Below are 11513 nucleotides of genomic sequence, written 5' to 3' on the forward strand. Positions count from 1 at the left end.
CGGCCCCTGTGGACACGGGACATCTGTGGTAACACTAGAATGCCCGCGGCAGCCGCCACTTCATGGCTGAAGAATGCTCCATCAACTCCCCCTCACTTTCCGGAGTAGCATCAGCATGCGACTGAACAAAAACCAGGTCGACGACTACCACTCAAATGGATTCTTGCTGCTGGAATCCCTCTTGGACCAGCGAGAAGTGGAAGCACTGCGCTCCGCGTTCGAGCGGGACAGCATGGTTCCCGGCCCGCAGGTCGTCACCGAGGAAGACGGGACGGAGGTCCGCGCGGTGTACTCCTCACACCAGCGGCAACCGGAGTACGCCGGACTCATCCGCGACCCGCGCATTCTGCGCCCCGTCCAGCAACTGCTCAGCGACAACGTCTACATCTACCAGTTCAAGATCAACGCCAAGTCCGCCTTCGGCGGCGACAAGTGGGCCTGGCACCAGGACTACCTCGCCTGGCGCCTCGCTGACGGCCTGCCCGCCCCCCGGCAGATCAACGTCGGGGTCTTCCTGGACGACGTGACCGAGTTCAACGGGCCGGTCATCTTCCTGCCCGGATCCCACCGCAAGGGGCTCGTCCGCGAGGGCCGGGAAGACTCCGCCAAGTCCGACCAGCACCTGGACCCCGACGACATCTCGCTGACCCCGCGGCAGCTCGCCCAGCTCGTCAGCCACCACGGAATGTCCAGCCCCAAGGGCCCCGCGGGCTCCCTGGTGCTCTTCTCGCCGGAGATCGTGCACGGTTCGGCGCCCAACATGTCCCCGTTCACCCGCCGGCTGCTCATCGCCACCTACAACGACACGGCCAATCTGCCGCAACCGTCCGGCCAGGCCCGTCCCGCCCACGTGGTGTGCCGGGACACCGAGCCGCTGCTCGCCCTGGACGTGCCGTTCTCGGAGAACCTCGAAACGGTGAGGGGATGACGGCCGGCGCCCCGCGCGCCCTCCACGGCCACTTATCACCTACGCAAGCTCTTCGGCACACTCAGCGTCCGATCGCGCAGCGAACTCGCGGGCACGGTCAGGCCGAGACTATGGGAGGCGCCATGACCGCCACGACGGACACTTTCGCCGACGCCATCGGCGGGCTCGGGGACACCGAGTGGGACCGGCTCGCCGACGGCAGGTTCTACTCGTCGGCGCTGTGGCTGCGGGTGTGTGCCCTCGACCCCGGGTCGGTCTCCGGCGGACTCCACGTGGAGACCCCGGGCGGCGGCCGGGCCGCGCTCCCCGTGGCGGCGGTGACCGACGAACCCACCCCGGACCTGCGGTGGCACGACATGCTTGCCGCGCGCGGCCTGCCGGCGCCCGAGCCGGGCGGCCTGCTCATCGGCCAGCGCCGCGGCTATCTGGCGCACCTGCTGACCAGTGAGGGAACCGATCGGACCGAGGCCGCCGCCGCGCTGCTCGACGCGGTCCGCGCGCTGCGCTCACCCCTGCACAAGGAGTCGAAGATCGCCCGCGTGGCGATGTACCTGACCACCGAGGACGTGGGGGCACTGCGCGCGGCAGGGGTGCGGACCGTCCCGGTCGCGCTGAAGACCGACGCCTGGATCGAGATCCCGCCCGGCGGCTACCACGCCTGGCTGGAATCGCTGTCCGCGCACCGGGCCCGCCGTATCCGCAGCGAGATACGGAAGTTCGAGAAGGCCGGATACGAGGTGGAGCACCGGACGCTCGCCGAGTGCTGGCAGGACGTCGCCCGGCTGCTGGCCCGTTCGCTGCTGCGCTACGGCACAACCGTCGACGTGGCCCCGATGGCCGAGTCCTTGCGCAAGCAGGGTGAACTCGCCGGTTCGCGCGCCGAAGTGGTGCTGTGCTCGCGTCGCGGCGAACCGCCCGTGGGCTTCTGCCTGTACTACCGTTGCGGCGACACCGTGCACCTGCGGGGGCTCGGCCTCGACCACGCCCAACTCGTCTCGGCCGCCGAGTACTTCAACATCACCTACTACATGGCGGCGCGGCTCCCGGGAGTGCGCCGGATCCACGCGGGCACCGAGACCGCGGAAGGAAAGGCACTGCGCGGCGCGACGCTCCGGCCGCTGTGGCTGCTGGACCTGTCCGAGGACAGCCCGCTGGCCGGGTACGACGAGGAGATCCGCGAGCACAACCGCGCCCTGCTCACCCGCCTGCGCGACTCCTCGCCCGCGGTGTCCGACGCCCTGAAGTACGAGCAGTGGGAGCCGTACTGCTGAGGTCAACTGCCGCCGCAGTAACAGCAGTTGTCCAAGGCGGCAGACCTGACCGGCTCTTGCGGGAAACCACGAAAGAGCCGGCCCGGGTCTGTCAGTCCACCGGGTTGAAGTCGACCTGGAGCATGTCGCGCACGCCCGAGGTGCCCTCGGCGATGGTCGGCGAGACCTCGTGGGTGATCATGTTGTCGTCGAAGAACATGGAGTCGAGCGGCTGGAGCAGGGTGGTCTGCACGATGTCGCTGCCGTCGTTGGGGTGGACGGTGGACAGACCGCCGGTGACGCCCTCGCGGCGCATCAGGTGCAAGCCGACGCAGGAATGGCCGTCGCGGTGGCGGCCCTCGGGGGTGGGCAGGCCATCGGCGCCGGCGCGGGCGACGACGCGGACCAGGTGAACCCCGACCGTCCACGAGGTGTTGCCGTTGACCGCGGTCGCCATCCGGGCGTCGAACCCGACCAGGGCGCGCAGGCCGGCGCTGAGCAGGACGTCCTCGGTGACCGGCTCGAAGAGCCGGTCCTTGCCCTCCCAGAGCGGTATGGCGTCCTGGCGGAAGACGGCGTTGGGCAGGACCTCGAAGGTGACGGCGTCGCCGTCGACGTCGACGCGCAGCCGGCCGTAGCGGCGCTCGCGGTAGACGCCGACGCCGTCGACCTGGGTGTCGACCGGCAGGTTCTCCCAGGCGCCGCGGAGCTCCTCCAGGTCTGCGTCGCTGATCAGCCCGGCGAGCTCCGGCTTGCGCAGGACGATGAAGCCGGCGCGGCGGACCTGCTCCGAGAAGGCGGGCACGCCGTCACCGAGCTGCTGTCCGGTGGTCAGCGTGTTGCTGGTGCTGCTGGTCATGGTGTTTCCCCTCTGCACGGGTGTCCCGGCGAGGCCGGTGTTTCCGGCCGGGCCGGGTGCGGTTGATGTCGGGTGCGACCGGTGGTCACGTTCGGTGTGGATCGCCGGCGGCGTGGTGTGTCGTGGCGTGCGCTCAGTCCTGCTCCTCGTACTCGACGTGCAGCGTCCGTGCGAGGTGGTCGAGGTAGGCCTGGGCCTCCGCATCCGACTCGTGGTGGGAGAGCACGACCGCCGGGTTTCCGGTCCAGTCCGGGTAGGGTCGCAGCTCCGCGCCGGGGCCCGCGGTCTGCACCACGTAGTCCACCCGCGGGTCGGTACGCACCGCGTCCAGGCCGCGTATCTGCTTGACCCGTCCGCCGCTGCCGATCGGCACCAGATAGGCCGCCGCGTGGCCGGCCGGTGCCGGCTTGGCACGCCAGCAGAGCGGCTCCCGGCCAAGGTGGATGCGCAGTGCCTCGGCGGCCAGGTCGATCCCGCTGCTGACGTGGGTGAGGTGGTGCATATTGCCCCCGCCGCCGAGGCGCGCGGTCATCTCCAGCAGCACCGGCCGCACCCCGCCGACCAGCCGCAGTTCGGTGTGCGTGGTGCCTTCCGTGACGCCGAAGGCGTGGTGGGCACCGATCACCTCCGCCTCGATCGCGGCGAGTATCTCGGCCGGCAGCTGGGCGGGGGCGCGCAACGTGGTCTCCTCGAAGTAGGGCCCCGTGAGCTGTCCCTTCCAGCTGACGGCACAGACCCGTACCCGCCCGTCGTGTACGAGGGATTCGGCGGAGAGCTCCGGCCCGTCCAGGTACTCCTCGACCAGCACACCGGCGTCCGGGTCCGATCCGTCGGCGGCGCCCAGGTGGGTTTCGACGAGCTGCCAGGTGCGGGCCACGGCCTGCTCAAGGGCGTCCCCGTCATCCGCACGGATCACACCGAAACTGGAGTGGCCGTTCGCCGGTTTGACCACGACGGGGAACCGCAAGGTCAGCGCGTCGGTCCAGCTGTCCGGATCCTTGATGACCACGAAGCCGGGCACGCCCAGTCCCGCTTCCAGCAGGCGCTGGCGCATACTGCGCTTGTCGCGCACCACGGCCGCCGCCTCCTCGGTCAGCCCGGTGAGGCCCAGCTCCCGAGCGGCGCGCGCCACGAACGGAATGACCCTTTCGTTGCCCGACATGATGCCGTCGAAGGGCTCCCGCCGGTAGCGGTCGGCGAGCGCGGACAACGCGCCGTCGGGGTCTTCATCGATGTCCAGCGGCAGCAGTTCGACCACCGCCTTGGCCCGCCCGGCGGACTCCGTCGTGTCGTCCCCCCTGGGGACCAGGATCAGGTCGATACCGGCACGCTCGGCGGCCTCGAACACCCAGGGGAACACGGACAACTGACCGACGAGGACGAGTTTCGGGCGCTGCGGCATGACGGTTCTCCAAGGATCTGCTGTGTGGACGGATTCGGGCAAGGCGCGCCGGCCGGGACGGCCCTGCGTGAGGTCGTCCGGGCGAGGCGTTCGACCTCGATTCGCTGAGGAGTCAGGCGGAGCACATGACCGGCGCGCTGCTCGGCCGCGCCGCGAACGGGCGTATCCCGGGCTCCCAATCGTAGGAGAACCGGCCCCTCACGCATGGGTGCTGCACGCGCAGCAGATAGCTCTCCGCCAGCTCCTCCAGCAGGTCCTCGGCCCGCTGTTCGCTGATGCCCAGGGCCGCGGCGGCAACCGCCGGCGTGAGACGGTCGGGGGCGCCGGGAGACAACAGCGCGTACGCCAGGGGCCGTAACTCGGCGGGCAGCGTCGCGAGCGTCCGGTCGAATCCGGCCCGCACGCCCAGCGGATCGCTGTCGGCGCCCCCGGATGCGAGGACCCAGGCAGTGGCCTGCCGGACCGTCCAGTGCGGGCGGCGGCGCAGCTGCGCAGCGACCGCGAAGAGCGCGCCCGGCAGCCCCTGGCACAACCGGGCCAGCCGTCGCAGCCCCTCCGGGTCCATGGTGACCCGGTGGCTCGGCACGGAGGACGCCAGCAGGTGCAGACAGTCATCGAAGGGCAGTCCGGCCAGTTCGACGTGGACCGCCGACGAGGACACGAACAGCCGCCGCCGGCTGCCGATCACCACGCCGCAGCCGGCGCCGGACGGCAGCAGCGGCGTCAAGTCCCGTACGTCGCACACGTCGTCGAGCACCACCAGGACACGGAGTTCGGCGGTCCAGGTACGGAACAGCAGGCTCAGGTCGGTGGCGCCCAGTCGCAACTGCTCCTCCGTCGCGCCGAGTCCACGCAGGAACGAGCGGAGGATCTCGGCGGTCCGCACCCGCCGGCCGGCGCCGTCACGGAGACGCGCGTAGAGCCGTCCGTCCGGGTAGTGACCGCTCACCTGATGCGCGGCGTGCAGGCACAGCTCGCTCTTCCCTGTGCCGGGGGCGCCCCCCACGATCACCAGCGGCCGGTCCTCGCGCGCCGGGCCGGCCAGCGCCGCGGTGAGGCGCGCCAGCTGGCCGGCGCGGCCGGTCAGCGGCTCGCGCGGGGCGGGCAGATGGCAGGGCGCCCGGGTGGCGGCGGGCACGGCCGTGAGCCGCCCGGCGGGACGCAGCAGCGCCTCGTCCGATGTGAGCACGGCCGTGTGCAGGGCCTGGAGTTGGGGCGAAGGGTCGAGACCCAGCTCGGTGGCGATCCGCTCGCGTGCCCGCCGGTAGACCTGGAGCGCTTCCGCCCGCCGGTCCATGCGGTAGAGAGCCGTCATCAGATTGCCCTGGGCCCGCTCGTCCGTCGGTTCCCGCCCGGCCAGCGAGGTGAGTTCGCCGAGCACCTCGTGGTGCCGGCCGAGGTGCAGGTCGGATTCGATCCGCAGGTGGTGTGCGCCGGTACGCAGCTCCCGCAGGCGGACCGCCTCGGCCTTGAGCGTGGGCCCCTTGCGTACGTCCACCAGGGCATCGTCGCGCCACAGCTGGAGCGCCTCGGCGGCCGTGTCACGGGCCCGGGCGAAGTCCTCGTCACGGAACTCCGCCCGGGCACGGGCGAGCAGCGGCTCGCACCGGAAGACGTCCACATGGTCGGCGGGCAGCGACAGCTGGTAGCCGCCGTCGACCGTGCCCAGCAGCGGCCCGGCCGCCCGTACCGCGCCGCCGCTCCTCGGGTTGCCGAGGGAGAACCGCTTCCTGAGCTGGTACACATACGTCTGTAGCGCGGTGTGCGCGCTGGCCGGCGGGTCGTCGTTCCACAGCTCGTCCATGAGTTGCTCGAAGGGCACCACCCGGCCCGCGTTCAGCACGAGCATTGCCAGTGTCTGACGTACTTTCTGGGCGGCCGGCGCCATGTCGACGCGGTGATCGTCCCCGTAGGCCTGGAGCGGCCCGAGAAGGTTGATTCTCATGAAATTCGCCCTGCCTCATGTTCGTTCGGTCCCCGTCGGACCGGCCGGCGACGCCACCGCCGGGCCCGTCCCCTCGGGCCGGGCGGTGAGGATGTGCCCGGCCGCCCGGTGTCAGGAACTCCTGGCCCCGGCTCCCGCGGCCAGGGTCGGGTGGTGTCGGGCAACGATGTCGGGGAAGGAGCGGATCAGCCCCTTCATGACGTTGTCGCCGTAGAGGGCGAACAACGGGTTGCCGGCGACGTCGATGACTCCGCCGGCGCCCTCCACATAGGGGCTGGGCAGTGGCTGCATCGTGGCGTCCAGCCGGGGGTTGTAGAAGAAGGGGATGGAGTAGCGGTCGACGCCCGGGGCGGGCCGGATCACCCGGTGCTTGGTGGCACGCAGGTAGCCCCGCGTCGCCACCTCCAGCAGCTCTCCCAGGTTGACCACGAACGCCCCCGGGATCACCGGCACATCGGCGAACCGGTCCTCCTCGACGGCGACTTGGAGGCCGCCGTTGTCGTCCTGGACGAGCAGGGTGAGGAGCCCGAGGTCGTTGTGAATGCCGGTCCCCTGGCCGGGTCCGGCGTTCTCGCTCGGCTGCGTGGGACCGGGGTAGTGCAGGAGTTTGAGGTGGATCTGCGGATCCGGGTCGACCACATCGTCCAGGAACCCGGCGGGGGCGTCGAGCGACTCCAGCATCAGCCGCAGCAGTCGGTGGGACAGATCGGTGAGCCGGGTGATCCATGACTCGATGGCCGGGCGCAGCTCGGGCATCGCCTCGGGCCACTGGTTCCGGCCGATCAGGCACCGGTAGGCGGGATCGCCTGGCTCGGACGGCCGGGCGGGCTGCTCCGGCCCGATGTCCAGCTGCCGGCGCTGGTCGGGAATCCCCTTGGTGTGTTCGCGGCCGAGTTCGGAGTAGCCGCGGAACAGCGGCGAGTCGAGGATGTTCAGCGCGAGCCGATCGGCCTCGGGCAGGGCGAAGAACCGGCGGGTGAGCTCGAGCATGTCCTCGGCGTCCTCGATGCCGTGGCCGACGAGCTGGAAGAAGCCGATCTCGTGCACGGCCTTGCGCAACCGGTTCAGGAAATCTGCCCGGTCTTCTTCCGAACCGGCGGCGTCACGGAGGTCGAGCACGGGAAAGGGGTCGGTCATGGCAGCTCCTTCGAATCGCTGGTCTGGTAGGTCGTCGGGTCGGTCACGCCGGCGTCCCGGAACGCTTCCTGCCGCTCCGTGCAGGCGGCGCACCGTCCGCACTGGAGCGCGTCGCCACGAAAGCAGCTCCAGGTCTCGGTCCAGGGGACGCCGAGTTCCTCACCGAGCGACACCACATCGCTCTTGCGCAGCCTGACCAGCGGCGCTGTCAGGGTCAGGTCGGGGTGCGCGTATCCACGGGTCGCGATCCGCTCCATGGCGAGGAAGGAATCGATGAACGCGGAATTGCTATCGGGCGCGGCCTGAAGGTCGTCGACCACCCCGACGGCCACCGCCTCCGCCTTCTCGGCGACGGCGACCGCGAAGGCGACGGACAGCAGCAGGGCATTGCGGTTGGGTACGACGTTCGGGCTCTCGCCGGACGTCCCATTCCGGTGATCCGGCACATCGACGGTCGGGTCGGTGAGCGAGGAGCCGCTCAGGAGCCTGCCGACGGGGCTGAGATCGACGACGTCGTGCGGCACCCCGAGCGATCCGGCCGCCTTCGCGGCGAACTCGTGCTCGACGAGATGACGCTGGCCGTAGTTCACGGACAGCAGGTGGAGGGTGTGTCCTTGCGCCTGGAGGTGGTAGGCCATGGTGACCGAGTCCAGGCCGCCGGACACGATTGCGACAGTTTTCGGCATGCGTCGCCTTCCGGCAGACGGAGAGGGGTGGAGGATCAGCAGGTAGGGATCAGGGCCGCGGTGTGCTGGGCACCGAAGCAGCGGCGGACGTGCGGGCCTCCGTCACGCCGCCGGCGTGGCCGGGACGAGCAGCCGGGTCGAGCGGTGGCCCTTGCGGTAGGTCAGTTCAACCTCGGGCCGCGGACCGTCCAGCCTCGTGGTGACGGTGCGCTCCTCGCTCCACCCGACCAGGCGGTACTCGTGTCCGCCGAGGGCCGCCAGCGGGAAGAGGTGGTCCTGGGGAGAGCGCATGGCAAGGCCCGTGCCGGTGTCGACGATGCTGAAGGTGGCCTGCGGCTGAGGGCCGGTGAGCGACCCGAACACCTCTATCTCCAGGAGGTGCGCCGGCGCGTCGAACGAACACTGCGCCGCTTCCCGCTCCCGGTCGGTCGTGGCCACGGCCGGACGGTTGTAGAGCACCTCCGGGCCGTTGAAGTAGTCGGCCCAGTCCGCCGGAAACAGCTGTGCGAGCTCCGGTGTGACGAGCACGTCCACGACGAGATGCACCCGGTGCTCGGTGCCGAGGTTCTGGATCTGGTGCTTGCGGCTGAAGTCGCCGAACCAGAACTCGCCGGGCTGCCAGCGATAGATCCCGCCGTCAAGGTCCAGCGTGGCCTCCTCGTGGGTGATGACCGGGATGTGCAGCCGGGCCATGCCCCAGTCCGGGGCGAACTTGGGATCGCAGTGCCGGTATCCGACGACGCCGGGTCCCAGATCCATGAACCGGGCGGCGTAGAGGGGCCCGGGAATCGAGCTCAGGACCTCTCGCACGTAAGGCATGTGGTCCAGCCACTCGGTGTCGGCGAACTCCGCACTGCCAGGGCCCCCCGGGTCGGTACGTGTCTTGTCGCCGGCGGGGCTGCGCACCGAGAGGCAGCGCCAGTCCTGCTCGGCCCACCTGGACACTCGCCCGTTCTGGAACGAGCTCTGCTCATCCCACAGGTGGTCGCGCGCAGTCATGAGGTCGGCCACCAGCCGGTCGGCGTCCAGCACGGGAAGCAGCCGAACCGCTTCCGCAGGCGTCGAGGAATCATCTGCGTTCATCGTTGTCCTTTCCTGCCGACCCGACCTGGATCGCTCACAGCTTTCACTTTCGGAGTCGGATGGCTCGTCACGCCCGGAGCAGGTCGAACAGCTCGCCCCGGAGCCCGGCGTCGGTGCTGAACTCCCCGCGATATGCGGTCGAGGTCATCTGCGCGGCGGCCTTGATGCCGCGCATCGACATGCAGAGGTGCTCGCCCTTCGCGATGACCGCGACGTCCGGGGTGCCGCTCAGGGTGCTGATCTCCAGCGCGATCTGGTCCACGAGGCGCTCCTGGACCTGGAGCTTGTGCGCGTACTGGTGGGCGACCCTGGCAAACTTCGACAGGCCGAGCAGTTGCCCCGTCGGGCGGTACGCGATCGTCACGGAGCAGTTGAACGGCAGGAGGTGGTGCTCGCACAGCGACCAGACCTGAATGTCCGAGACGACTACGAGCTGACTCGTGCCCATGGACTCGAAAAGCGTGCCCAGCGAACCCGGTTCGTAGTTGATGAACTCTCGCCACCAGCGAGCGAACCGCGCGGGTGTGTCGCGCAGTCCGTCGCGATTCGGGTCCTCGCCGATCTCCACCAGCAGTTGGCGGGCGATCTCGACCAGTGGGTCCTCGGCCGTCCTCGACGCCGACGAGTCACCATTGAGGTCCAGCTTTGTCACCGACATGCGGTCACCTTTCGTCCGGGCTTCGGAGTTACTGGCCTCACGGCCGGTACTCGGCCCACGTCTTGGGAGTTTCTGAGATACGCACGCAGGTCAACTCGGGAAACGTCGCCGACCATGTCTTGTGGACCCAGGCCGCCATGTTCTCGGCCGTCGGATTTTCGTCCATCACATCGTTCAGATGCCGGTGATCAAGGTGACTGTCCAGCCAGACCTTGAATTCGGACAGCTCTCCGTAGTCGCGAACGAAGCCCACCGGCAACAGGTCCGCATCCTCGGCTCCAAGCTCCAACTCGATCACATAGTTGTGCCCGTGCATGCGGGCACACTGGTGCTCAGGAGCAAGGCCGGCAAGCCGATGACTGGCCGAGAATTCAAATTTCTTCGTGATGCGAAATGGCATCGATCCGAGTTCCCTTCTCCTTGCGTGAGCCGTTGCTCACACGCCGCGTTTTTCGTCCCACAACAAGGTGTGCAGTCTGGTCGTCAGGTTCCAGCCGCGCTGTACCACTTCGTCGGCCAACTCGCTCATGTGCTTGGTGACATCGTCGGCGGTACGCCCGATCGGCATGATCCATACCGAGGGCAGGTCGAAGGTGGCAACGAGCTCGGCCACTTCGTCGAGATCGCGGGTGTTCTGGCAGACGAACTTGAAGGTGCTTTCCGGCAGTGCCGAAAGACTGGTGAGTGCGGCAGGGACGATCCTGCGCTTCAGTGGGTCGCCCGAGTGCGACAGCTTCGGCGAGACGTTGAACCGGACGCCGGCCGCAATGAGTTCGGGGTGCGCGGCGTGCGTCCCGTTGGTCTCGATCTCGATCTCTTTACCGCGTCCGGTCAGCGCTGCCACCAGCGGAATCAGTCGCTCCTGCTGCCCCAGGGGCTCACCGCCGGAGATCACTATCAGCTCGGTGTCGAATCCGAGCAATTCCGCGACGACATCTTCGACCGGGCGGCGGTGCAGCTCCTTACGCGGATCGTGGGCGACCCCGCTCTCACTTGCTCCGGTCCAGTCCCATGTGTAGGGCGTATCGCACCACGAGCACGACAGGTTGCACCCGCCGAGTCGCAGGAATGCGCACCTGCGTCCCAGGGACCGCCCCTCGCCCTGGACGGTCGGACCGAAGATTTCGTTTACTACGAGATCCTGTTCCATGGCGCACCGTTTCCTATGAGTGGGACGACTCGACGACCGCCGCCTCCCCTGAAGAAGCGCCGAGGTCGGCAGGACCCAATCTCCGGTGTCGCCCTATCCGCCGGGCATCACGGCGCATCCACCGCGGGAACGGGGCCGGGATAGGGCGGTGATAGCGCGAGCATGCGACCGCGATGGGCCCCTGGTTCACACTGGTTTCCGTAACGCCCGGACGGATGGCGAAACGGGTGGTGAGGGGAGGAGAACCGAGATGTCCATCAAGACATTGCCGGCTGCCGCGGGGGCCGTCTTCGTATTGGTCCTGGGCGCTGTAGGAAGTCAGCACGGCATGGAGCAGGTCCCGGTCGCCGTGGCGCGGGCCGACGAAAAATCCGCCGCCAACACACCCTGGACGTGACGGACCAGCATGCCTCCT

12 protein-coding genes are annotated in these 11513 nt (G+C 69.2%); 3 read left to right on the top strand and 9 right to left on the bottom strand.

The genetic code is table 11. The features are described 5' to 3' along the window. The first annotated feature begins 115 nt into the window (after positions 1-115). Both AC3EUV_RS27140 and AC3EUV_RS27145 read left to right on the top strand, forming a co-directional pair. On the top strand, positions 116-928 hold the full coding sequence (locus AC3EUV_RS27140) for a phytanoyl-CoA dioxygenase family protein (protein ID WP_432143654.1): 813 nt from the start codon (positions 116-118) through the stop codon (positions 926-928). Between the two features lie 122 nt (positions 929-1050). After that, positions 1051-2199 (top strand): GNAT family N-acetyltransferase, encoded by a 1149-nt coding sequence (locus AC3EUV_RS27145; RefSeq protein ID WP_435604098.1) that lies wholly within the window; start codon positions 1051-1053, stop codon positions 2197-2199. A gap of 91 nt (positions 2200-2290) precedes the next feature. Here AC3EUV_RS27145 and AC3EUV_RS27150 read toward each other — a convergent pair whose 3' ends face one another. The 9 genes from AC3EUV_RS27150 to AC3EUV_RS27190 form a co-directional block, all read right to left on the bottom strand. Continuing rightward, positions 2291-3037 (bottom strand): 2OG-Fe dioxygenase family protein, encoded by a 747-nt coding sequence (locus tag AC3EUV_RS27150; protein WP_435604099.1) that lies wholly within the window; start codon positions 3035-3037, stop codon positions 2291-2293. Positions 3038-3170: 133 nt separating this feature from the next. Continuing rightward, positions 3171-4439, bottom strand: a complete 1269-nt coding sequence (locus AC3EUV_RS27155; RefSeq protein WP_435604100.1) for an ATP-grasp domain-containing protein — start codon at positions 4437-4439, stop codon at positions 3171-3173. A 112-nt stretch (positions 4440-4551) separates the two neighbouring features. Beyond that, complete coding sequence (locus tag AC3EUV_RS27160) at positions 4552-6384, bottom strand: AfsR/SARP family transcriptional regulator (RefSeq protein WP_435604101.1); 1833 nt, start codon at positions 6382-6384, stop codon at positions 4552-4554. Between the two features lie 111 nt (positions 6385-6495). Beyond that, entirely contained in the window at positions 6496-7521 is a 1026-nt protein-coding gene (locus AC3EUV_RS27165; protein ID WP_432143659.1) for an isopenicillin N synthase family dioxygenase, read from the bottom strand. After that, complete coding sequence (locus AC3EUV_RS27170) at positions 7518-8207, bottom strand: 7-cyano-7-deazaguanine synthase (RefSeq protein WP_435604102.1); 690 nt, start codon at positions 8205-8207, stop codon at positions 7518-7520. The genes AC3EUV_RS27165 and AC3EUV_RS27170 overlap by 4 nt, the downstream gene beginning before the upstream one ends. A 102-nt stretch (positions 8208-8309) precedes the next feature. Then, complete coding sequence (locus AC3EUV_RS27175; RefSeq protein ID WP_432143661.1) at positions 8310-9290, bottom strand: aspartyl/asparaginyl beta-hydroxylase domain-containing protein; 981 nt, start codon at positions 9288-9290, stop codon at positions 8310-8312. Between the two features lie 67 nt (positions 9291-9357). Further along, positions 9358-9948, bottom strand: coding sequence for a GTP cyclohydrolase I (folE, locus tag AC3EUV_RS27180; RefSeq protein ID WP_432143662.1), 591 nt, complete (start codon positions 9946-9948; stop codon positions 9358-9360). A gap of 37 nt (positions 9949-9985) precedes the next feature. Continuing rightward, complete coding sequence (locus tag AC3EUV_RS27185) at positions 9986-10348, bottom strand: 6-pyruvoyl trahydropterin synthase family protein (protein WP_432143663.1); 363 nt, start codon at positions 10346-10348, stop codon at positions 9986-9988. Positions 10349-10384: 36 nt separating this feature from the next. Continuing rightward, positions 10385-11098 (bottom strand): 7-carboxy-7-deazaguanine synthase QueE, encoded by a 714-nt coding sequence (locus tag AC3EUV_RS27190; RefSeq protein WP_432143664.1) that lies wholly within the window; start codon positions 11096-11098, stop codon positions 10385-10387. Positions 11099-11348: 250 nt separating this feature from the next. Here AC3EUV_RS27190 and AC3EUV_RS27195 point away from each other — a divergent pair, with 250 nt between their 5' ends. Further along, complete coding sequence (locus AC3EUV_RS27195) at positions 11349-11495, top strand: hypothetical protein (protein ID WP_432143665.1); 147 nt, start codon at positions 11349-11351, stop codon at positions 11493-11495. Positions 11496-11513 lie beyond the last annotated feature (18 nt).

This window comes from Streptomyces sp. bgisy130 (genome assembly GCF_057708345.1).

Excerpts from the sequence above, each read along its gene's own strand:
- AC3EUV_RS27165 (WP_432143659.1), bottom strand. The coding sequence starts at position 7,521 with ATGACCGACCCCTTTCCCGTGCTCGACCTCCGTGACGCCGCCGGTTCG.
- AC3EUV_RS27155 (WP_435604100.1), bottom strand. The coding sequence starts at position 4,439 with ATGCCGCAGCGCCCGAAACTCGTCCTCGTCGGTCAGTTGTCCGTGTTC.
- AC3EUV_RS27170 (WP_435604102.1), bottom strand. The coding sequence starts at position 8,207 with ATGCCGAAAACTGTCGCAATCGTGTCCGGCGGCCTGGACTCGGTCACC.
- folE (WP_432143662.1), bottom strand. The coding sequence starts at position 9,948 with ATGTCGGTGACAAAGCTGGACCTCAATGGTGACTCGTCGGCGTCGAGG.
- AC3EUV_RS27195 (WP_432143665.1), top strand. The coding sequence starts at position 11,349 with ATGTCCATCAAGACATTGCCGGCTGCCGCGGGGGCCGTCTTCGTATTG.
- AC3EUV_RS27140 (WP_432143654.1), top strand. The coding sequence starts at position 116 with ATGCGACTGAACAAAAACCAGGTCGACGACTACCACTCAAATGGATTC.
- AC3EUV_RS27185 (WP_432143663.1), bottom strand. The coding sequence starts at position 10,348 with ATGCCATTTCGCATCACGAAGAAATTTGAATTCTCGGCCAGTCATCGG.
- AC3EUV_RS27190 (WP_432143664.1), bottom strand. The coding sequence starts at position 11,098 with ATGGAACAGGATCTCGTAGTAAACGAAATCTTCGGTCCGACCGTCCAG.
- AC3EUV_RS27160 (WP_435604101.1), bottom strand. The coding sequence starts at position 6,384 with ATGAGAATCAACCTTCTCGGGCCGCTCCAGGCCTACGGGGACGATCAC.
- AC3EUV_RS27150 (WP_435604099.1), bottom strand. The coding sequence starts at position 3,037 with ATGACCAGCAGCACCAGCAACACGCTGACCACCGGACAGCAGCTCGGT.
- AC3EUV_RS27145 (WP_435604098.1), top strand. The coding sequence starts at position 1,051 with ATGACCGCCACGACGGACACTTTCGCCGACGCCATCGGCGGGCTCGGG.
- AC3EUV_RS27175 (WP_432143661.1), bottom strand. The coding sequence starts at position 9,290 with ATGAACGCAGATGATTCCTCGACGCCTGCGGAAGCGGTTCGGCTGCTT.